Annotated in this window: 31 protein-coding genes; all 31 read left to right on the top strand. The window is 46.0% G+C overall.

Annotated elements, in window-relative coordinates:
• Positions 1-29: 29 nt before the first annotated feature.
• A complete protein-coding gene (gene rpoC / locus BD_RS13650; protein ID WP_011165357.1) occupies positions 30-4,157 on the top strand; it encodes a DNA-directed RNA polymerase subunit beta' in 4,128 nt (1,375 codons plus the stop codon).
• A 182-nt stretch (positions 4,158-4,339) separates the two neighbouring features.
• The gene (gene rpsL, locus BD_RS13645; RefSeq protein ID WP_011165356.1) at positions 4,340-4,714 is read left to right on the top strand and encodes a 30S ribosomal protein S12; all 375 of its coding nucleotides are present in this window, start codon (positions 4,340-4,342) and stop codon (positions 4,712-4,714) included.
• 10 nt (positions 4,715-4,724) lie between these two features.
• Positions 4,725-5,198 carry a 30S ribosomal protein S7 gene (gene rpsG / locus BD_RS13640; RefSeq protein WP_011165355.1) on the top strand — a complete coding sequence of 158 codons (474 nt, stop codon included), beginning with the start codon at positions 4,725-4,727 and terminating at the stop codon, positions 5,196-5,198.
• Positions 5,199-5,207: 9 nt separating this feature from the next.
• The gene (gene fusA / locus BD_RS13635) at positions 5,208-7,313 is read left to right on the top strand and encodes an elongation factor G (RefSeq protein ID WP_011165354.1); all 2,106 of its coding nucleotides are present in this window, start codon (positions 5,208-5,210) and stop codon (positions 7,311-7,313) included.
• Between the two features lie 207 nt (positions 7,314-7,520).
• Complete coding sequence (gene rpsJ / locus BD_RS13630; protein WP_011165353.1) at positions 7,521-7,838, top strand: 30S ribosomal protein S10; 318 nt, start codon at positions 7,521-7,523, stop codon at positions 7,836-7,838.
• Positions 7,839-7,847: 9 nt separating this feature from the next.
• Positions 7,848-8,510: a 50S ribosomal protein L3 gene (gene rplC / locus BD_RS13625; protein WP_011165352.1), complete on the top strand. Its 663-nt coding sequence runs from the start codon at positions 7,848-7,850 to the stop codon at positions 8,508-8,510.
• Position 8,511: 1 nt separating this feature from the next.
• Positions 8,512-9,141, top strand: coding sequence for a 50S ribosomal protein L4 (rplD, locus tag BD_RS13620; RefSeq protein WP_011165351.1), 630 nt, complete (start codon positions 8,512-8,514; stop codon positions 9,139-9,141).
• Positions 9,141-9,419 (top strand): 50S ribosomal protein L23, encoded by a 279-nt coding sequence (gene rplW, locus BD_RS13615; protein ID WP_011165350.1) that lies wholly within the window; start codon positions 9,141-9,143, stop codon positions 9,417-9,419. The genes rplD and rplW overlap by 1 nt, the downstream gene beginning before the upstream one ends.
• Positions 9,420-9,421: 2 nt before the next feature.
• The gene (gene rplB, locus BD_RS13610) at positions 9,422-10,240 is read left to right on the top strand and encodes a 50S ribosomal protein L2 (RefSeq protein ID WP_011165349.1); all 819 of its coding nucleotides are present in this window, start codon (positions 9,422-9,424) and stop codon (positions 10,238-10,240) included.
• Positions 10,241-10,249: 9 nt separating this feature from the next.
• Complete coding sequence (gene rpsS / locus BD_RS13605) at positions 10,250-10,537, top strand: 30S ribosomal protein S19 (RefSeq protein ID WP_011165348.1); 288 nt, start codon at positions 10,250-10,252, stop codon at positions 10,535-10,537.
• 12 nt (positions 10,538-10,549) lie between these two features.
• The gene (rplV, locus tag BD_RS13600; protein WP_011165347.1) at positions 10,550-10,882 is read left to right on the top strand and encodes a 50S ribosomal protein L22; all 333 of its coding nucleotides are present in this window, start codon (positions 10,550-10,552) and stop codon (positions 10,880-10,882) included.
• 2 nt (positions 10,883-10,884) lie between these two features.
• Entirely contained in the window at positions 10,885-11,550 is a 666-nt protein-coding gene (rpsC, locus tag BD_RS13595; RefSeq protein WP_011165346.1) for a 30S ribosomal protein S3, read from the top strand.
• Complete coding sequence (gene rplP, locus BD_RS13590) at positions 11,537-11,944, top strand: 50S ribosomal protein L16 (protein ID WP_011165345.1); 408 nt, start codon at positions 11,537-11,539, stop codon at positions 11,942-11,944. The genes rpsC and rplP overlap by 14 nt, the downstream gene beginning before the upstream one ends.
• A 4-nt stretch (positions 11,945-11,948) precedes the next feature.
• Complete coding sequence (rpmC, locus tag BD_RS13585) at positions 11,949-12,140, top strand: 50S ribosomal protein L29 (protein ID WP_011165344.1); 192 nt, start codon at positions 11,949-11,951, stop codon at positions 12,138-12,140.
• A gap of 9 nt (positions 12,141-12,149) precedes the next feature.
• Positions 12,150-12,419, top strand: coding sequence for a 30S ribosomal protein S17 (rpsQ, locus tag BD_RS13580; RefSeq protein ID WP_011165343.1), 270 nt, complete (start codon positions 12,150-12,152; stop codon positions 12,417-12,419).
• A gap of 9 nt (positions 12,420-12,428) precedes the next feature.
• Positions 12,429-12,797, top strand: a complete 369-nt coding sequence (gene rplN, locus BD_RS13575; RefSeq protein ID WP_011165342.1) for a 50S ribosomal protein L14 — start codon at positions 12,429-12,431, stop codon at positions 12,795-12,797.
• 10 nt (positions 12,798-12,807) lie between these two features.
• The gene (gene rplE / locus BD_RS13570; RefSeq protein ID WP_011165341.1) at positions 12,808-13,347 is read left to right on the top strand and encodes a 50S ribosomal protein L5; all 540 of its coding nucleotides are present in this window, start codon (positions 12,808-12,810) and stop codon (positions 13,345-13,347) included.
• Between the two features lie 10 nt (positions 13,348-13,357).
• A complete protein-coding gene (gene rpsN / locus BD_RS13565; protein ID WP_038448234.1) occupies positions 13,358-13,663 on the top strand; it encodes a 30S ribosomal protein S14 in 306 nt (101 codons plus the stop codon).
• 10 nt (positions 13,664-13,673) lie between these two features.
• A complete protein-coding gene (rpsH, locus tag BD_RS13560) occupies positions 13,674-14,063 on the top strand; it encodes a 30S ribosomal protein S8 (protein WP_011165340.1) in 390 nt (129 codons plus the stop codon).
• 7 nt (positions 14,064-14,070) lie between these two features.
• Positions 14,071-14,613, top strand: a complete 543-nt coding sequence (rplF, locus tag BD_RS13555; RefSeq protein ID WP_011165339.1) for a 50S ribosomal protein L6 — start codon at positions 14,071-14,073, stop codon at positions 14,611-14,613.
• 12 nt (positions 14,614-14,625) lie between these two features.
• Entirely contained in the window at positions 14,626-14,991 is a 366-nt protein-coding gene (gene rplR, locus BD_RS13550; RefSeq protein WP_011165338.1) for a 50S ribosomal protein L18, read from the top strand.
• 10 nt (positions 14,992-15,001) lie between these two features.
• On the top strand, positions 15,002-15,460 hold the full coding sequence (rpsE, locus tag BD_RS13545) for a 30S ribosomal protein S5 (protein WP_011165337.1): 459 nt from the start codon (positions 15,002-15,004) through the stop codon (positions 15,458-15,460).
• A 20-nt stretch (positions 15,461-15,480) separates the two neighbouring features.
• A complete protein-coding gene (gene rpmD / locus BD_RS13540) occupies positions 15,481-15,666 on the top strand; it encodes a 50S ribosomal protein L30 (RefSeq protein ID WP_038448233.1) in 186 nt (61 codons plus the stop codon).
• A 2-nt stretch (positions 15,667-15,668) separates the two neighbouring features.
• On the top strand, positions 15,669-16,106 hold the full coding sequence (gene rplO / locus BD_RS13535) for a 50S ribosomal protein L15 (protein ID WP_011165335.1): 438 nt from the start codon (positions 15,669-15,671) through the stop codon (positions 16,104-16,106).
• Positions 16,106-17,434, top strand: coding sequence for a preprotein translocase subunit SecY (gene secY / locus BD_RS13530; RefSeq protein ID WP_011165334.1), 1,329 nt, complete (start codon positions 16,106-16,108; stop codon positions 17,432-17,434). Before rplO ends, secY begins: the two co-directional genes overlap by 1 nt.
• Entirely contained in the window at positions 17,434-18,069 is a 636-nt protein-coding gene (locus BD_RS13525; protein ID WP_011165333.1) for an adenylate kinase, read from the top strand. The genes secY and BD_RS13525 overlap by 1 nt, the downstream gene beginning before the upstream one ends.
• Before the next feature lie 130 nt (positions 18,070-18,199).
• The gene (rpmJ, locus tag BD_RS18085) at positions 18,200-18,313 is read left to right on the top strand and encodes a 50S ribosomal protein L36 (protein WP_011165332.1); all 114 of its coding nucleotides are present in this window, start codon (positions 18,200-18,202) and stop codon (positions 18,311-18,313) included.
• Between the two features lie 2 nt (positions 18,314-18,315).
• Positions 18,316-18,690, top strand: coding sequence for a 30S ribosomal protein S13 (gene rpsM / locus BD_RS13520; RefSeq protein WP_011165331.1), 375 nt, complete (start codon positions 18,316-18,318; stop codon positions 18,688-18,690).
• Positions 18,691-18,704: 14 nt separating this feature from the next.
• Positions 18,705-19,097 (top strand): 30S ribosomal protein S11, encoded by a 393-nt coding sequence (gene rpsK, locus BD_RS13515; protein WP_011165330.1) that lies wholly within the window; start codon positions 18,705-18,707, stop codon positions 19,095-19,097.
• Positions 19,098-19,107: 10 nt separating this feature from the next.
• The gene (gene rpsD / locus BD_RS13510) at positions 19,108-19,734 is read left to right on the top strand and encodes a 30S ribosomal protein S4 (RefSeq protein WP_011165329.1); all 627 of its coding nucleotides are present in this window, start codon (positions 19,108-19,110) and stop codon (positions 19,732-19,734) included.
• A gap of 20 nt (positions 19,735-19,754) precedes the next feature.
• Positions 19,755-20,786, top strand: coding sequence for a DNA-directed RNA polymerase subunit alpha (locus BD_RS13505; protein WP_038448232.1), 1,032 nt, complete (start codon positions 19,755-19,757; stop codon positions 20,784-20,786).
• Positions 20,787-20,890 lie beyond the last annotated feature (104 nt).

Genomic DNA, 20,890 nt, shown 5'->3' with positions numbered 1-20,890 from the left:
GTTTAATAATTTAACAACAGGGGTGTTCTTTGAGAGACTTGTTGAATTTTTTCGATAAACCAAAAGATCCACTTTCGTTTGACGCCGTACGAGTTTCGTTGGCGTCACCTGAAATGATTCGTGAATGGTCATTTGGTGAAGTTAAGAAGCCAGAAACTATCAACTATCGTACTTTCAAGCCTGAGCGTGACGGCTTGTTCTGTGCGAAAATCTTCGGTCCTATCAAGGACTATGAGTGCTTGTGCGGTAAGTACAAACGTATGAAGTACCGTGGCGTCGTCTGTGAAAAGTGCGGCGTTGAAGTGACTCAGACCAAGGTTCGCCGTGAGCGCCTTGGTCATATCGAATTGGCGACTCCAGTAGCCCATATCTGGTTCCTGCGTTCTTTGCCTTCTCGTATTGGTAACCTTTTGAATCTTTCTTTGAAAGACGTTGAAAAGGTCCTTTACTGTGAAGCACACGTGGTTATCGATCCAATGGAAACTACATTGGAAGAAGGCCAGGTACTGACTGAAGAAGCATTGCAAGCGGCTCTGAATGAGTTCGGCCCATCCTTCAAATACGGAATGGGTGGCGAGGCAGTTCGTGATCTTTTGAAAAAAATCGATCCTGAATACCTTTCCCGCAAACTTCGCTTGGAAGTTAAAGACACCAAGTCTGAAGCTGGTATCAAAAAATTGACTAAACGCCTGCGCGTTGTTGAGGCCTTCAAAGGTTCCATCAACAAGCCAGAGTGGATGATGTTGGAAGCACTTCCGGTTCTTCCTCCTGATCTTCGTCCATTGGTACCTCTTGATGGTGGCCGTTTCGCGACGTCTGACCTGAATGACCTGTACCGCCGTGTTATCAATCGTAACAACCGTTTGAAACGTCTTCAGGAGCTGAACGCTCCAGACATCATCATCCGAAACGAAAAGCGTATGCTTCAAGAAGCAGTGGACGCTTTGTTGGATAACGGTCGTCGCGGTAAGACCTTCACTGGTCCGAACAAACGTCCTCTTCGCTCCCTTTCTGATATGTTGAAAGGTAAGCAGGGTCGTTTCCGTCAAAACCTTTTGGGTAAACGTGTAGACTACTCTGGTCGTTCCGTTATCACCGTTGGACCTACTCTGAGACTTCATCAGTGCGGTCTTCCGAAGAAAATGGCTCTCGAGTTGTTCAAACCATTCGTTTACAACAAACTTGAAGAAAAAGGTCTTGCGACCACTATCAAACAAGCCAAACGCTTGGTTGATCAGGAAACAGTTGAAGTTTGGGATATCCTTGCTGACGTGGTGAAAGAGCACCCGGTTCTTCTGAACCGTGCACCAACCCTGCACAGACTTGGTATCCAGGCGTTCGAGCCTGTTCTTCACGAAGGTAAAGCTATCCAGCTGCACCCGTTGGTATGTACGGCGTTCAATGCCGACTTCGACGGTGACCAGATGGCAGTTCACGTTCCACTTTCTGTGGAATCCCAGGTTGAAGCACGCGTTCTGATGATGTCCACGAACAACATCCTTTCTCCTGCCAACGGTAAACCTATCATCAATCCTTCCCAGGATATCGTGTTGGGTATGTACTGGTTGACTCGTATGCGTCCGGGCGCCAAAGGATCAGGCAAAGCCTTCTCCAGCGTTCAGGAAGCTCAATACGCGTTTGAAACAGGTCTGGTAGACCTTCAGGCAGTATGTAAGGTTCGTATCAACGGAACTCTGCAAGAGACCACAGTGGGTCGTGCAATCCTTTCTGATATCGTTCCTAAAGAAGTTCCGTTCAACGAAGTGAACGTGACAATGGGTAAAAAACAGATCGCGGCCCTGATCGACAAGACTTTCCGTCTTGCCGGTGCAAAAGCGACCTGCATCCTTGCTGACAAGATCATGGAATACGGCTTCAAGTATTCAACTGCAGCAGGTATGTCCATCGGTATCGATGACATGGTGATCCCGGCGGCGAAAGCTCCGATGATCGCTGACGCAGAAAAACAAGTTACTGAGATTCAGCAGCAGTATGACGAAGGTTTGATCACAGATGGTGAGCGCTACAATAAAGTGGTCGACATCTGGGCGCAGACTGCAGACAAAATTGCTAAAGAAGGTATGAACGCGATCGAAAAGCAAACATTCAACGTGAATGGTAAAGAGGTTGTGGGTCCTTCCTTCAATCCAATTTACATCATGGCTGACTCCGGAGCCCGTGGTTCCGCAGCTCAGATCCGTCAGTTGGGTGGTATGCGTGGTCTGATGGCGAAACCTTCCGGTGAGATCATCGAGACTCCGATCACTGCAAACTTCCGTGAAGGTTTGACAGTTATCCAGTACTTCATCTCCACGCACGGTGCGCGTAAAGGTTTGGCCGATACCGCATTGAAAACAGCGAACTCCGGTTACCTGACTCGTCGTTTGGTTGACGTTGCTCAGGACGTTGTTGTGTCCGAGATCGATTGCGGTGTTGAAGATGGTTTGGAAATCACTCCGATTTACGAAGCGGGTGAAATCGTACAAAACATCGGTGACCGTATCCTGGGCCGTACAGCTTTGAAAGACGTTGTTGATGCAGCGACAAACGAAGTTGTGGTTCGTGCTAACCAGGAAATCACTGAAAATGACGTTAAGATCATCGAAGGCCGTGGTATCGACAAAGTCGACATCCGTTCTGCTCTTATCTGTCAGTCTAAACGCGGTGTTTGCGTGAAGTGCTACGGACGTGATTTGTCCCGTGGTGCGACTGTGAACCTGGGTGAAACAGTGGGTATTATCGCCGCTCAATCCATCGGTGAGCCGGGTACCCAGTTGACGATGAGAACGTTCCACTTGGGTGGTGCGGCTTCTCGTGCGGTTGAACAATCTGTTCACACATCCCGTTATGACGGTGTTGTTAAACTACAAAACGTTCACGCAGTGACGAACCGTAACGGTAAGTTGACTGTGATGAATCGTAACGGTTCTGCTCTTGTGATTGACGAAGCAGGTCGTGAGCGTGAAAACTTCAAGCTCGTATACGGCGCTGTTTTGAACTTCAAAGAAGGCGACAAAGTTGCCAAAGGTCAGACTGTTGCGGAATGGGATCCATATTCGAATCCAATCATCGCAGAGGTTTCTGCGAAGATCCAATACCAGGATATCGAAGAAGGTTCCACAATGCAGGAGCAAGTGGATGCGGTAACTGGTTTCGCGACCAAAGTTATCATGGAATCCAAGTCTTCCGATGTTAAACCAACTGTCTTCCTAGTGGATGGCGCTGGTAAAACATTGAATCTTCCTGGTCGTGACATCCCGGCTCGTTACCTGATCCCAGTTGGGGCTCAGTTGCTAGTTGCGGATCAGCAGGAAGTGCATGCGGGTGACGTAATCGCGAAGATGCACCGTGAAGCTTCGAAAACGAAGGATATCACCGGGGGTCTTCCGCGCGTTGCCGAATTGTTTGAGGCTCGTAAACCGAAAGAAGCAGCTATCATCTCTGAGATCGATGGTTATGTGACATTCGGTAAAGACGTTAAAGGTAAACAACGTGTGATCGTAACTCCTGAAGTGGGTGAGCAAAAAGAATACCTCATCCCTAAAGGTAAGCACGTTGCTGTAAGAGAAGGTGAGTACGTAAGAGCCGGTGAGGCTTTGATGGATGGTCCAACAAATCCTCATGACATTCTGGCGGTTCTGGGTGCTAAAGCCTTGTCTGCATACCTTGTAGATGAAATCCAAGAAGTTTACAGACTTCAAGGGGTTGGTATCAATGACAAGCATATCGAAGTCATTGTTCGTCAGATGCTACGTAAAGTAGAAATCCGTGATGCCGGCGACAGCCGCTTCCTGGCTGGTGAGCAAGTTGAAAGATACGCTTACATGGAAGAAAACGAACGTATTAACAAAGAGGGTGGTCAACCTGCTACTTGCAGCCCACTTCTTCTTGGTATTACTAAGGTTTCTTTGAGCACTGACAGCTGGATTTCAGCAGCGTCCTTCCAGGAAACTACAAAAGTTCTTACGGAAGCAGCGATCAATTCTCGTACAGACCATTTGCGTGGCCTGAAAGAGAATATCATCATGGGTCGTCTGATTCCTGCGGGAACTGGTTTGACATCTTACAAACGCTGGAAAGTGTCTGTGCATGAAGATGACGATATCGGCTTTGTCGCATTGCCGGGTATGACGTCTTCCGTACAGCCTCAAGGCTAAAGTAAGACCACCTGATCGCCGGCTTCACAGGCCGGCGTAGGGTAAAAAGCTCATGGATTGGGGACCTCACGCCGCTTTTCATGGATAAATGTAATTTTAACAACAAAGTCTTGACCTGGGCGTCACCGAAATGTAAGTTCCAGCGTCCAGAACCGCATAATTGTTTTTAAGGGGTATATAAAGTGCCAACAATTAATCAGCTCATCAAAAGTGAGCGTACTGTTCAAAAAAACCAAACAAAATCACCAGCTTTGGACTCTTGTCCTCAGCGTCGCGGTGTTTGTACACGTGTTTATACAACGACTCCAAAGAAGCCGAACTCCGCACTTCGTAAAGTTGCAAAAGTTCGTCTTTCCAATGGCTTCGAAGTTATCTCTTACATCCCTGGTATCGGCCATAACCTTCAAGAGCACTCCGTTGTACTAATCCGCGGTGGTCGTGTGAAGGATTTGCCGGGTGTTCGTTACCACATCGTTCGTGGGGTATTGGACCTTCAAGGTGTAAACGGTCGTCTGCGCGCCCGTTCTAAATACGGTACTAAGAGACCTAAGAAATAAGGATTGAGAGATGTCACGTCGTAAAAAGACCTTTAAAAGAGAAATCATTCCAGATCCGGTTTTCAAGGATCTAGTAATTGCTAAGTTCATCAATAAAATGATGATTCAAGGTAGAAAAGCAACTTCTCAAAAGTTGTTCTACGGTGCTTTGAAAGAGCTTGAAGGCAAAGTTCAAGGTGAAGAGCCTTTGGCAGTTTTCAAAAAAGCTCTTGAGAACGTTAAACCGTCTATCGAAGTTCGCTCCCGCCGTGTAGGTGGTGCTACTTACCAAGTTCCAGTAGATGTTCGTCCATCCCGTCGTTTGGCTTTGGCTATGCGTTGGTTGGTTGAGTACTCTCGCGAGCGCGGTGAGAAAGACATGGCGAAACGTTTGGCTGGCGAATTCTTGGACGCGTACAATAATAGAGGAAATGCTATTAAGAAGAAAGACGACGTTCACAGAATGGCTGAATCCAACAAGGCATTCTCTCACTACAATTGGTAATCTGTTCAGATGTCAGCTAAAGATCCTAAAGTTGTAGCTGATCTCAAGTACACTCGTAATATCGGCATCATGGCTCACATCGATGCCGGTAAGACGACCACCACCGAACGCATTCTTTACTATACAGGTAAAAGTCATAAAATCGGCGAGGTCCATGATGGTGATGCCACCATGGACTGGATGGTTCAGGAGCAAGAGCGCGGTATCACTATCACGTCTGCTGCAACCATGGCGTTCTGGAAAGATCACAGAATCAACATCATCGATACTCCGGGCCACGTTGACTTCACTATTGAAGTTGAGCGTTCTTTGCGTGTATTGGATGGCGCGATCGCAGTTTTCGACGGCGTGAATGGGGTTGAGCCTCAGTCCGAAACCGTTTGGAAACAGGCTGATAAATACAAAGTTCCCCGCATTTGCTTCGTAAATAAAATGGACCGTGTTGGTGCTGACTTTGTGATGTCCTTCGGGACGATCAAAGAAAAGCTGAACGCGAACCCAATCCCTGTGCAGGTTCCAATCGGCATGGAAGACACCTTCCGTGGTGTTGTTGATTTGCTCGAAAATAAAGCCTACATGTGGGATCAGTCCGGAATGGGTGACCATTTCGAAATTACCGATGTTCCCAATGACATGAAAGAGGAAGTAAACCGCTTCCGCACAGAGGTCATTGAGAAGATCGTTGAATTTGAAGACGAACTTCTTGAGAAATATCTCAATGGAGAAGAAGTCACTGTGCCAGAGCTTAAACGTGCTTTGCGCAAAGGGACTCTTGAATTGAAAGCCTTCCCGGTATTCTGTGGAGCCGCTTTCAAAAACAAAGGTGTTCAGCCTTTGTTGGATGGGGTCATTGACTACCTTCCGTCGCCTCTGGAAGTGCCTGCAATCGTGGGTCACGATCCTGAGCGTCCTGATAAAGAAATCATCTGTAAAACTGAATTTGATGCTCACGCGGCTGCTTTGGCTTTCAAAATCGCCAATGATCCGTTTGCCGGCACTTTGACTTATATCCGTGTTTATTCCGGTGAAGTGAAAGTCGGGGAGCAGCTTTTGAATCCGCGCACTCAGAAAAAAGAGCGCATTCAGAAGCTGGTGAAAATGCATGCGAATTCCCGTGAAGAAATCAACAGCCTGAAGGCGGGGGATATCGGCGCGGTTATCGGTCTTAAGTTCACAGGCACAGGGGACACTCTGTGTGAAAGCTCTCATGCTGTGGTTCTTGAGACGATCACTTTCCCAGAGCCGGTGATTTCCGTGGCGGTAGAGGCGAAGTCCTCTGCGGACCAGGAAAAGATGCTGGCTGGCCTGGCTAAACTTGAAAAAGAAGATCCATCCTGCCGTCTGCGCACGGATCCGGAAACAGGGCAAATCCTGCTTTCTGGCATGGGTGAGTTGCATTTGGAAATTCTTGTGGATCGTTTGCTTCGTGAGCATAAGATCCAGGCCAACGTGGGTAAGCCGCAGGTTTCCTATCGTGAAACCATCACGGTTGCCGCCAAAGCAGAGCACGTTTACGAGCGTGAGATTGCTGGCGAAACTCACTTTGCCAAAGTCTCCCTTTCCATCGAGCCTATTTCTCAGGCGGATGGCATCCAGTTCATCAGTAAAGTGGCTGTGTCTAAAGAATTTACAGCCCCTATGTTGAAGGCTGCCGAATCGGGCTTCCGTGAAGCTGCTGAGGTCGGTCCTTTGGCAAGCTGCTCGATGTTGGGTATTAAGGGGACCTTAAATTCAGTTGAAGTTCGTCCCGATTCCTCCAGTGAGATGGCCTTTAAGGCGGCTGCCTCCCTGGCATTCCGGGATGCGGTTAAGGCAGCCTCTGTAGAGCTTTTAGAGCCTATCTTTAAGCTAGAGGTGACTTGTCCGGATGATTTCGTCGGGAACATTGTGGGTGATTTAAATGCCCGCCGTGGAAAGATCCTGGCGATGAATGTGAAGCAGGGTGGTGGTCAGGTTATTTCGGCCGAAGCCCCTCTGGCGAGTCTCTTTGGTTATGCGACGGATGTCCGCAGTTTGAGCCAAGGGCGAGCCAGCTTCAGTATGGAATTTTTGGAATATGCCATTGTGCCTGCGAAGGTAAAAACGGACATTCTCCATAAAATGGGAAGATATTAAAAAAAATAATATTTCCCTTTGACATTATATTTCAAAGTGCGCATACTCGCGCACTCATAGCGTCTATATCTACAAAAAACCCCCCGCGTTGAAGGCGATTCAGGCCGCAAGGGCTAATTCGGGGCAAGTTTTCGATGGGATCAGGACGTTGAACGTTAACAAATTTGCTAGTAATTACGATACTTTATAAAAGAGAAGAGTGTCCATATGCAAAGTCAGAAGATTAGAATCAGATTGAAGGCATTCGATCATAAATTGCTTGACCAGTCGACGAAAGAAATCGTTGAGACTGCTCGTCGTACAGGCGCAAAAGTTGCGGGTCCAATTCCCTTGCCTACTCGCATCAACCGCTACACTGTATTGCGTTCTCCGCACGTAGATAAAAAATCTCGTGAACAATTCGAAGTGAGAACTCACAAGCGTATGCTCGATATTTTAGAACCAACTCAACAGACAGTAGATCAGCTTATGAAGCTGGATCTTTCTGCTGGTGTCGATGTTGAAATCAAACTTTCTGCGGTTTAGAGGTAAGACGTGAGCGAAACTACAGAAACTCAAAATACTGCAGGTCTTAAATTGAACGGCCTGTTCGCCTTCAAAGAAGGTATGGCTACTATCTATAACGAGAACGGCGAAGCTGTTCCTGTTACTGTTCTTCGTTACGAGCCTTGGTTTGTTTCTCAAATCAAAACTAACGAAGCTGATGGTTACGAGGCTATCCAGGTGGCTTGCCACCCTAAAAAAGCTAAAAACTCCAACAAAGCAGAAAAAGGTCACCTTGAAAAAGCTGGCTTCGAAAATGGCGCTCAGTTCGTAAAAGAACTTCGTCAAGCTGCTCCAGAAGGCACTGTTGTTGGCGCGCAAATCTCTATCGACAGCTTGGCTAAAGGTGATTTCGTAAAAATCACTTCCAAGTCTAAAGGTAAAGGTTTCGCTGGTTCCGTGAAGCGTTGGGGCTTCGCAGGTGGTCCTGCATCCCACGGTTCTAAATTCCACCGTCGTCCGGGTTCTTCTGGTAACAGAACATGGCCAGGTCGCGTAATGCCGGGTAAGAAATTCCCAGGTCATTTGGGTGCTGAAACTGTCACTGTTAAGAACGTAGAAGTTGTTCAGATCATCGCTGAAGAAAACGTTCTGATGGTAAAAGGGCCAGTTCCAGGTGCTAGAAACACTTTGGTTAAGTTGGTGAGAGAATAGTATGGCTACAGTAAATGTATTGAACTGGAAAAAAGAAAAAGTTGGTTCCGTTGAGCTTGCTGCTGACGTGTTCGAAACTCCTGTTAAAAAGGAAGTTCTTCACACAGTAGTTCAATGGCAATTGGCGGCTCGTCGTCAAGGCACTCACATGACTAAGACTAAAGGTCTTGTGTCTGGTGGTGGTAAAAAGCCGTTTAAACAAAAAGGTACTGGTGGAGCTCGTCAAGGTTCCAGCCGTTCTATCTTGATGCCTGGTGGTGGTACCGCTTTCGGTCCTCAGCCTCGCAGCTACGCTTTCGTTCTGCCTAAAAAAGTTCGTCGTTTGGGTCTGAGCATGGCACTTTCTCACCTTCAAAAAGAAGGCAAACTGTTCATCGTGGACAGCATGGCTTCTGAAGGTAAAACTGCTGAGCTTAACAAACGTTTGCAAGCTTTCGGTTTGAAAAAAGCTGTATTGGTTGACTCTGTAGTTGATGACAAATTCAACCGTGCTTCCAAGAATCTTCCAACATTCAAATACTTCCCAGTTGAAGGTTTGAACGTGTTTGATCTATTGAAGTACGACGCTGCTGTTATCACTAAAGATTCTGTGGCTAAAATCGTAGATCGTTGTTCATTGGAGAAGGCGTAATGAAACAAGTAATTAAAGCCCCTCTCATTACTGAGAAAAATACTTATCACAACGCTGCTGGCGTATACGTGTTCGAAGTGGACTTGAAGTCCTCTAAAACAGAAGTAAAAGCCGCTGTTGAGAAAAACTTTAAAGTTAAAGTTGATAGCGTAAGAACTAGCGTCTGCCGCGGTCACTCTAAGCAAACTAAATTCGGTCTAACCAAGGTCGCTTACTGGAAGAAAGCTTACGTTAAGCTTGCTGAAGGCGAGAAGATCGCTCTTTTTGAGGGAGTATAAAGATGGGTATTAAAACATTTGCCCCACGCTCTCATGGTCGCAGAGGAATGACTGGTTTCGATTTCAAAGAAATCACTAAGACTACTCCAGAGAAGTCTTTGCTAGCTCCTCTTAAGAAACAAGCTGCGCGTAACAATCACGGTCAAATCACTATTCGTCACCAAGGTGGCGGTCATAAGAGAAAATACCGTTTGGTTGATTTCAAGCGTAACAAGCTTGAAGTTGCAGCAAAAGTTATCGCGATCGAGTACGATCCGAACAGAACTTGCCGTATTGCTCTGATCTCCTACATCGATGGCGCTAAGGCTTATATCCTTGCTCCAGTAGGTTTGAATGTTGGCGATACTGTTATCTCTTCTGATAAAGCCGATATCAAACCAGGTAACTCCCTGACTTTGGGTGCTATTCCGGTTGGTACTGTTATTCACAATATCGAATTGCGTCCAGGCAAAGGTGGTCAAATCTGCCGTGGTGCTGGTGCAAGCGCGACTCTTGCTGGTAAAGGCGACAAGTACTGCCAAGTACGTATGCCATCTGGTGAGTTGAAACAAGTGTTGACAGTTTGCCGTGCTTCTATCGGTCAAGTTGGTAACACTGACAATGAAAACATCAATCTAGGTAAAGCAGGTCGCTCTCGTTGGAGAGGTATCCGTCCTTCTGTACGTGGTATGCACATGAATCCAGTTGATCACCCACTCGGTGGTGGTGAAGGCGTTGGTAAAGGGCATCACCCAGTAACTCCTTGGGGTCAACCTTGTAAGGGGTTCAAAACTAGAAACAATAAGAGAACCAACTCTTCAATCATCAAGAGACGTAAGTAGGAGTAAAAGGTGGCACGCTCAATTAAAAAAGGTCCATTCGTCGATACTCATGTTCAGAAGAAAATCGACAATGCACTTGAGAAAAATGATAAAAAAGTTATTAAAACTTGGTCTCGCCGCTCAACAATTCTTCCAGAGACAATTGGACTGACATTCGCAGTTCATAACGGAAGAAAGTTCGTTCCTGTATACATCACAGAGAACATGATTGGTCACAAACTCGGTGAGTTTGCTCCAACCAGAACTTTCCATGGTCACGCTGAGAAGAAAGCCGCTGCTCCTGCTGCGAAGAAGTAATAGAGGTTTATTATGGAAGTTAAAGCAAGCTTGAAATATGCAAGAGTTGGCGCTCAGAAGGCAAGATTGGTTGCTGACCTGGTTCGCGGTAAAGACGTGAACGAGGCAGTTAAAACCCTTACTTTCCTGAACAAAAAAACTGCAGGTATGGTAAAAAAGCTAATCGAATCAGCTGTTGCCAATGCTGAATACAAAAAGGTTATGGATGTAGACAGCCTTTATGTTAAAGCTATCTGGGTTGATCAAGGTCCAGTTCTTAAAAGATTCCGTCCTCGTGCACAAGGTCGCGCGTTCGGTGTTCGTAAGAAGACCAGCCACATTAACGTAGTACTCGAGGAGAAATAGTCGTGGGTCAGAAGGTTAATCCAATTGGTCTAAGAGTCGGTGTTATCAGAACTTGGGATTCTCGCTGGTATGCGAAGGGTCAACAATATTATGAAAACCTCCACGAAGACATCCGTTTGAGAAAGTTCCTTAAGGATAAACTTAAGAACGCGGGTGTAGCGAAAATTGAAATGGAACGTGCTGCGAAGAAGATTAAAATCATCATCTCCACAGCTCGCCCAGGTGTTGTTATTGGTAAAAAAGGTAGTGGTATCGACGCTCTTAAAGCGGAAGTTCAGAAACTTACACCCAACGAAGTTTTCCTGAGCATCCAAGAAGTGCGCAAACCAGACCTCGATGCTCAGCTCGTTGCTGAGAGCATTGCTCAACAACTTGAGAAACGTATCTCTTGGAGAAGAGCTCTTAAAAAATCTATTGCAGCTGCGATCAAAGGCGGCGTGAGAGGTATCAAGATCCGTGTTTCCGGGCGTCTTGATGGTGCAGAGATTGCGCGTTCAGAGTGGTACAATGAGAAGAGCGTTCCTCTTCATACATTGCGTGCTGATATCGACTACGGTACAGCAGAATCCCTGACAGCATACGGTATCATCGGTCTGAAAGTTTGGATCTATAAAGGCGATATCTTATCTGCTCGCGAAGTTGAGGAGGCAGGTCGTGTTAAGTCCTAAAAGAGTAAAATGGCGTAAACAATTTGTAGGCCGCGCTACTGGTTTTGCAGTAAGAGGCGCTAACCTTGACTTCGGAGACTACGGTCTTCAGGCAGTTGAGGAAGGTCGTCTGACTGCTCGTCAGTTGGAAGCTGGTCGTATCGCTATCTCCCGTTCTGTTAAGCGTGGTGGTAAAATCTGGTGCCGTGTGTTCCCAAACATCCCGGTAACTAAGAAACCTGCTGAAACTCGTATGGGTAGCGGTAAAGGTAACCCAGAACTATGGGTTGCTCGTGTTCTTCCTGGAAAAGTTCTTTTCGAAATGAACGGTGTGACACGCGAACAAGCTAAAGAAGCTTTCGAACGTGCAGCTCACAAACTTCCTTTCAAAACTCGTTTCTTGGTAAGGGAGTAGTTGTATGAAGTTCGTAGAGATCAAAGATCTTTCTGTTGCAGAATTGAAAAAGAAAAGAGCAGCTCTTTCTGAAGAGTTGTTCCAGGCACGTATCAAGAATTCCATTGGGCAACTTTCTAACCCAGTGCAAATCCGTGGTCTTCGCCGCGACATCGCTAAAATCAATACAGCGATCGTAAAAAAAGTGGCGAGATAGGGGTAGGAAATGACTGAAACTAATTCTAGAGGCCGTAAAATTGAAGTCGTAGGTGAAGTTATCAGTGACAAGATGGATAAAACCATCTCTGTTCTGATCTACCGCATGGTTAAGCACGCTAAGTACGGTAAGTACGTTAAGAAGACGTCTGTATTCAAGGCTCATGACGAAAAGAACCAGGCAAAAATTGGTGACATCGTTAAGATCCGTGAAACTCGTCCTCTGAGCAAAACTAAACGTTGGGCTTTGGCTGAAGTCGTTGAAACGGCGAAGGCATAGGAGACTGTTATGATTCAAATGCAAACCAGACTGAATGTAGCAGACAACTCCGGCGCAAAAGAAGTTATGTGCGTTAAGGTTCTTGGTGGTTCTAAACGTCGTGTAGCATCCATTGGTGATGTTATCGTTGTTTCCATCAAAGAAGCTCTGCCAAATGCAAAAGTTAAAAAAGGTGACGTAGCTAAAGCTGTTGTTGTTAGAACTGTAGCAAAACTTCGTCGTCCAGACGGATCTTACATCCGCTTCGACGACAACTCTGCAGTTTTGATCAATGCTTCTAAAGAGCCAATCGGAACACGTATCTTTGGCCCAGTAGCCAGAGAATTGAGAGCAAAGTCTTTCGTTAAGATCGTATCTTTGGCTCCGGAAGTTCTATAAGGGGTATGAGATGAATCGCTTACATACAAGATATAATAAAGAGATCGCTCCCGCTCTGAAGAATCAACTGGGAGTTAAAAACGTGATGCAAGTTCCTCGCTTGGAGAAAATCACTCTTAGCGTGTGCTTGAGCGAAGCTGTTCAGAATCCAAAGATCTTGAACACTGTGGTTGATGAAATCACAGCGATCACTGGACAAAAAGCTGTTATCACTAAAGCAAAGAAAGCAATTTCCAACTTCAAATTGCGCGCTGGCATCCCATTGGGTGTTCGTGTGACTTTGAGAAGAGAGAAAATGTGGTCTTTCATGGATCGTTTGAACACGTTGGCACTACCTCGCGTACGTGACTTCCGTGGTTTGCCTAACAAAGGCTTCGACGGTCGTGGTAACTACAACATGGGCTTGAAAGAGCAGATCGTGTTCCCTGAGATCAACTACGATAAAGTAGATAAAACTCGTGGGATGAACATCACTATCTGTACAACTGCGAAGAACGATACTGAAGGCAGAGCGCTACTTGAAGCGCTTGGCATGCCTTTCAGAAAATAAGAGGTGTCACTTGGCTCGTAAAGCAAGCATTGAAAAAAATAATAAAAGAAAAGCTCTTGCTGCTAAGTATGTTCAATACAGAGCAGAATTGAGAGCTAAAGCTGTTGATATGAAGCTTTCTGACGAAGAAAGAGCCGCTGCACGCACTAAGCTGCAGGCTCTTCCTCGTGACACTAACCCAAACCGCACTATCACTCGTTGCGTGATCTCTGGTCGCCCTCGTGGTAACTACAGAAAGTTCGGTTTGTCTCGTATTGCGTTCAGACAATTGGCCCTTGACGGTAAATTGCCTGGCGTAACGAAAGCCAGCTGGTAAGAGGTTCAGAATGGATACAATTTCTCAGTTCCTTACAATGATCAGAAACGCTGGAGCAGCAAAACACGAAAAAGTGGACATGCCTGCTTCAAAAGTAAGAGCCGGTATTGCTCAGATCTTGGTAAACGAAGGCTTCATCAGAAGCTTTAAAGTTGCTAAAGACAGCAAACAAGGCATTATGCGTGTTTATTTGAAGTATGACGAAGCTGGTGGCCACGCGATCAATAATATTGACCGTGTTAGCCGTCCTGGTCGTCGCGTTTATGTTAAATCTGACAAGATTCCAACTGTTCGTTCTGGTATGGGCATGTCCATCATCAGCACAAGCAAAGGAATCATGAGCGGTAAGCAAGCTACAGAGCAAAAGCTCGGTGGCGAATTGCTTGCGACACTTTGGTAGGTGAATCATGTCTCGTATTGGTAAAGCACCCGTTATTTTTGATAACACAGTACAAGTGAGTGTTTCCCCTGCTAACGAAGTTGTCGTTAAAGGCGCGAAAAGCTCTTTGACAATCGGTATGAAACCAAATGTTTCCGCGAAAATCGACGGCAACAAAGTGGTTTTGACTCCGAATGACGACACAAAAGAAAGCCGCGCGATGCACGGTCTTTACAGAGCTCTTATTCAAAACGCAGTAACTGGCGTGACTAAGGGTTTCTCTAGAGGCTTGGAGCTTCAAGGGGTTGGATATCGTGCGAACGTAGCAGGTAAGAAGTTGGAGCTTTCTTTGGGCTTCTCTCACCCTGTTATCTTCGATATTCCAGAAGGTATTGAAATTAAAGTTGAGAAGCAAACCAGCTTGACCGTGAATGGTCCAAGTAAAGAGCTTGTTGGTCAGGTAGCAGCGAAAATCCGCTCCTTCCGTCCACCAGAGCCTTACCTGGGTAAAGGTGTTCGTTACGCTGGTGAGCAGATCAGACGTAAAGCCGGTAAGTCTGCTGGTAAATAATTGAGGTAAAGTATGAAATTGAAATTTAGTAAGCATACAAGCGAAAGAAAAGTAAATCGCCTCAAGAAGAAGATCAGAATCCGCAAGACCGTTAAAGGAACTGCGGAAAGACCTCGTCTTTGCGTATTCAGAAGCGGTAAGCACGTTTACGCTCAGATTATCAATGACGTAGATGGCAACACTCTGGTGGCTGTTTCTTCTTTGGGTAAAGAGGACAAATCCGGTATCGATATGGCGAAACTTGTTGGTATGGAAGCGGCTAAAGCTGCTACTGCCAAAAACATCAAGGACGTAGTATTCGATAGAAACGGTTATCTCTATCATGGACGTGTTAAATCTCTTGCTGACGGCGCTCGTGAGGGCGGCCTGAATTTCTAAGGAGTGATGTGTGGAGAAAGTTCAAGCTCAAGCAGCTGAATTAGAAGAGCGTGTAGTAGCGATCAACCGCGTAACGAAAGTTGTTAAGGGTGGTCGTCGCTTCTCTTTCGCAGCTCTAGTAGTTGTAGGCAACAAAGCTGGTGATGTTGGATTCGGTTCCGGCAAAGCTGGTGAAGTTCCAGAAGCAATCGGTAAAGCAAGCAGATCCGCTAAAAAATCTGCTAAATCTGTAGCTTTGAAGGAAGGTCGTACGATCCCTCACGAAGTTATCGGTAAATTTGGTGCTGCAAAGGTTATCATGAAACCAGCAGCTCCAGGTACTGGTGTCATCGCGGGTGGTGCGGTTCGTGCCGTTCTTGAATCTGTAGGTGTAAAAGACATTCTTACTAAATGTGTTGGTACTCGTAACCCGCACAACGCTGTAAGAGCAACAATCGACGGCTTGAAGCAGTTGAAACAACAGCTTTAATACGCGGACTGGTGGCAAAAATGGCTAAAACATTCGTAGTAACTTTGAAAAGATCAACTATCAAATGCACGCAGGATCAAAAGGATGCAGTTCGTGTCCTTGGTCTTAAGAAAATTCGCCAAACTGTTGAGGTGAAAGATTCTGCTGCGGCACGTGGTAATATCATGAAAGTTCAACATCTTATTGATGTTGAAGTTAAGGGGTAATCATGAGCTTGCTTAAAACATTGGCACCTAAAGCTGGGTCCAAGCATGCTCCAAAAAGAATCGGTCGTGGTATCGGTTCTGGCATGGGCGGCACAGCTACTAAAGGTCACAAGGGTCAGTTGGCTCGTACCGGTGGAACAGTGCGTAGAGGCTTCGAGGGTGGTCAAACTCCACTTCACCGTCGTCTTCCTAAGTTCGGTTTCAGCAACGTAGCGTTCGCTAACAACTTTGAGATTGTAAACGTAGGACAACTTGCTAAATTTTCTGGAGAAGTCACTCCTGAATCTCTACACGCTGCTGGACTTATTTCCAAAGGCGCTGTTAAGATTTTGGGAAATGGCGAGCTTAAAACAGCTTTGACTGTAAAAGCTCATAAATTCTCAGAAAGCGCCAAGAAAGCTATCGAAGCTGCTGGCGGCAAAGTCGAGGTAATTAAGTAGTGTCTGCAATTGAGAGCATCGCAAAAAATTCTGATCTTCGTAAACGCATCTTGTTCACATTGGCTCTTTTGGCCATTTACAGAATTGGTGTACACGTTCCGACGCCGGGCGTGGATGGTTCAGCGGTGCTCTCATTCTTCCAGGCTCAAAGCCAGGGGATTTTCGGCCTATTTAACACGTTTACAGGTGGCGCGCTTTCCCAGTTCAGTATCTTTGCGCTGGGAATCATGCCTTACATCTCCTCTTCCATCATCTTCCAACTTTTGACTTCCGCGATTCCGTATCTGGAAGCTCTTAAGAAAGAAGGGGAGCAAGGTCGTCGTAAAATCAACCAATACACTCGTTATGCGACTGTGGCTCTGGCGATTATCCAGGGTTATGGTATCAGCACTTGGTTGATGAATTCCACAAGCCCAGATGGACATCCACTTGTGATTGCTCCGACTGTGGCATTCCTTCCGTTCCAAATCATGACTATCATCACATTGACAGCAGGTACCTGCTTTATCATGTGGTTGGGTGAGCAGATCACAGAGCGTGGTATCGGTAACGGTACTTCCCTGATCATCTTCACTGGTATCGCTGCTGCGATCCCAGGTGGTGCTCAACAGCTTTGGGAGCTTGTTCGTACTGGTGAAATGCGTTTTGCATTGGTTCTTTTGTTGGTTGCCTTCATGGTGGCAATTATCGCGGCCGTTATCTATATGGAAGTGGCTCAGCGTAGAATCACAGTTCAGTACTCTCAAAGACAAGGCGGCGGTGGTATGCAGTCCATGCAGACTCCGACAAGCCATCTTCCTATCAAACTTAATATCTCTGGTGTGATTCCGCCTATCTTCGCGAGCTCTTTGTTGATGTTCCCGGCGACTATGGCTCAATTCGTGAACACGCCTTGGTTGAAAGCACTTCAGGATTCTTTGAATCCTTCTGGCGCTATCTTCAACATCATGTTCGTGGCTTTGATTGTCTTCTTCTCCTTCTTCTACACGGAGATCGTTTTCAATCCTAACGACGTGGCAGAAAATCTGAAAAAATACGGTGGCTTTGTTCCGGGCGTTCGCGCTGGTAAGTCCACAGCTGACTATATCCAAAGAGTTTTGGAGCGTGTGAACGTAGTTGGTTGTATCTATCTTTGTACTATTTGTATTCTTCCAGGCATCATGGTTAGCCAGTTCAACGTGCCATTCCAATTCGGTGGTACCAGTTTGTTGATCTTGGTGGGTGTTGCTTTGGATACTGCTCAACAGATCCAGTCTCATATGATCACTCAGAAATATGAGGGCTTCCTTAAGGGTGCTAAGATCCGTAGCAGAAGGGTTCAGTTCTAATGAACTTGATCCTGTTTGGAGCCCCGGGGGCCGGTAAAGGTACGCAGTCTGAGCTTTTGATTAAACGCCAGGGAATGACACAGATCAGCACTGGCGATCTATTCAGAGCAGCCATTAAAGGGCAGACGGACCTTGGTAAAAAGGCCCAGGAATTTATGGATAAGGGTCAACTTGTGCCGGATAGCATCGTTATCGGCATGGTTGAAGAAGTCCTTCAAAAAGGCGTCCAAAACTTTATTTTAGATGGTTTCCCTAGAACTGTGGCTCAGGCTCAGGCTCTAGATGAATTACTTGTAAAAATGAATCTATCCATCGGGAAGGCTATCTTCCTTGAGGTTCCAATGAGAATCTTGATGGATAGGCTGACTGGCAGACGCGTTTGTAAAAATTGCGGCGCTGTCTATCATATAGTCAGTAAGCCCTCCAAAGTAGAGGGCAAATGTGATTTGTGCGGTGGTGAGGTCATTCAACGGAATGATGACAAGGCAGAGGTTATTGAGACCCGCCTGAAGACTTATGAAGAGTTCACAAGCCCCCTAAAAGAGTTTTATAAAAAATCAGGCAAATATACTGAAGTGGACGGAAATAGGGACACCGAAGAAGTCTATAAAGAGATCGAAAAAATAATAAAATAGACGGCTGTATTATTTTTATCTCTAGACTTTGTGTTTTTTCGGTGTTAGCGTGCCGGACCGCATTCGTGTTTTTGCTGGAATTTTCACTTTTTTAATAAAGGTGAAAACTATAAGCGTATGGGAAGACATTATGAAAGTAAGACCATCAGTTAAGGCTATCTGTAACAAGTGTAAAGTTATTAAAAGAAAAGGCGTTATTCGCGTTATCTGCGAGAACCCTAAACATAAGCAAAGGCAGGGTTAATCATGGCACGTATCCTTGGTGTCGACTTACCTAGAAATAAGCGCGTTGAAATCGCACTGACTTATATTTACGGCATCGGCCGTCCTCGTGCTGCTATGATCTGCAAGCAAGTTGGTATTCCTTCTGAACTAAGAACTGAAGGCCTGACTGACGAGCACATTGCTAAAATCCGTAGCATCGTTGAAGCAAACTTCAAAGTAGAAGGTGACTTGCGCCGTGAAATCGGTCAATCCATCAAACGTTTGATGGATTTGAACTGCTTCCGTGGTATCCGCCACCGTAAAGGCTTGCCTGTTCGTGGTCAGAACACTCGTTCTAATGCACGTACTCGCAAAGGTCCTAAGAAGACGGTAGCTAACAAGAAAAAAGCCGTATAATTGAGGTTGCGTAAATGAACACTGATAAAAAAGCTGTTACAAAGAAAAAAGTAAAAAGAAACGTTCCTCAAGGGAACTGCTATATCCAAGCTGGGTTCGGTAACGTTATCGTAACGATGACTGATCCAACCGGTGCTACCGTGTCCTGGTCCTCTGCAGGTCACCTCGGTTTCAAAGGAAGCCGTAAAGGTACTCCATTTGCAGCTCAAGTCGCGGCAGAAGACGCTGCAAAGAAAGCTATGGAAGCAGGCATGAAATCTGTGGACGTTTACTTGAAAGGACCAGGCGCTGGTCGTGAGCCTGCAATTCGTGCATTGGCTGCTACTGGAATGAGAATCTTGTCTCTTAAAGACGTGACTCCAGTTCCTCACAACGGTTGCCGTCCACCTAAGCGTAGAAGAATCTAAGGAGTATATCGTGAGCTGCATTAACGAAAGCGTTTGTAAGCTTTGCCGTCGCGAAAACGTGAAACTTTTCTTGAAGGGTGACCGTTGTTACACAGATAAGTGTTCTTTCGAAAGAAGACCTTATCCGCCAGGACAACATGGTCAATCTCGTTTGAAGTTCTCTGAATTTGCGCTTCAATTGCGTGAAAAACAGAAAGCCAAGAGATACTATGGCGTTTCTGAGAAACAATTTGTGAAATATGTTGGAGAAGCCAACCGTGCAAAAGAATTGACCGGTCATGCGCTTCTGAAATTCCTCGAGACTCGCCTTGATAACGTTGTGTACACTTTGGGGTACGCAAATTCTCGTCGCGAAGCAAGACAGCTTGTTAAGCACAACCATTTCCTGTTGAATGGTAAAAGAGCTAACATTCCAAGCATTCTTGTGAATAAAGGCGATGTTATTCAAGTTGCTGAATCAAGCCGCGAAATGGCTAAGATCCAGTCTGCTATCCAAGCGGTAGCTAGACGCTCTGTGCCAGCATGGCTTGAAGCCGATCATGCTAAGTTCACTGGAACTGTTAAAGATCTTCCGAATCGTGAAGACGTAGCAGTTGCTGTTGAAGAGAACATGATCGTTGAATACTACTCAAGATAATTTTACCTCTCGGGGGAGCTATGCAAGAGCACTATTATAAGTTTTGGAGAGAAATGATCAAACCAAAGGGATTTGAGGTTGATCGTGATTCTCTTCGTGATGACTACGCTAAATTCATTATCCGTCCCCTTGAAAGAGGGTTTGGCGTTACCTTGGGTAACTCCCTAAGAAGAATTCTTCTTAGCTCCATGATGGGTTCTGCAATTACAGCTGTTAAGTTCGAAGGCGTATTGCACGAGTTCACTACGATCCCAGATGTTCTTGAGGACGTCACTGACATCATCCTGAACCTCAAAGAAGTGCGCTTTAAACAGTACACTGCAGATTCTTTGACTTTGAAGATCTCCAAAAAAGGTCCAGGCAAAGTAACTGCAGCGGACATCCAAACTACCGATAAGATCGAAGTTTTGAACCCAGATCTTCCAATCGCTACTTTGGGCGCGAACGCAAACTTCAACGCGGAAATCGTTGTAAGTTTCGGTCGTGGTTATGTACCAGTTGAGAACAGAGAAACTGATCTTCCAGTTGGCTTTATCGGCGTTGACGCTCTTTACAGCCCAATCAGAAAAGTGAACTACAATGTTTCCAATGCGCGCGTTGGTCAAAGAACTGACTACGATGCATTGACTCTTGAAGTTTGGACAGACGGTTCTTTGAAGCCAGAAGAAGCTGTAGCTCTTTCATCCAAAATCATGAAAGAACAACTGCAAATCTTCCTGACTTTCGACGAGACTATGGAGCCTGCGGAAGAAGCACGCGAGCTTGGTTCTCCAACTCTGAACGAGAACTTGTTCCGTTCTGTTGATGACCTTGAGCTTTCTGTTCGTTCTGCGAACTGCTTGAAAAACGCTAACATCCGCTACATCGGCGAGTTGGTAGTACGTTCTGAGGCGGAAATGCTTAAAACCAAAAACTTCGGCCGTAAATCTTTGAATGAAATCAAAGAAATCCTGGGCGAAATGGGATTGGGCCTTGGCATGAAGATCGAAGGCTGGCCACCGGCTGGTTGGGATCCAAGTCAACCTCCTCAAAAGAGAGAGACTCAACAGTAACCAAAAAATAGACACCACGAATGGTGTTTGAACACGCGGCCCTGCGGGGCTGCGAGGGCTCGGAGCCCTGAAAAAGCAACACTCGACCAACTAACCAAAGAGTG

The sequence above is a fragment of the Bdellovibrio bacteriovorus HD100 genome, assembly GCF_000196175.1.
Taxonomy (GTDB): Bacteria; Bdellovibrionota; Bdellovibrionia; order Bdellovibrionales; family Bdellovibrionaceae; genus Bdellovibrio; species Bdellovibrio bacteriovorus.
The sequence above is the reverse complement of the archived record's forward strand: the minus strand, read 5'-3'. Positions and strand labels throughout refer to the sequence as shown.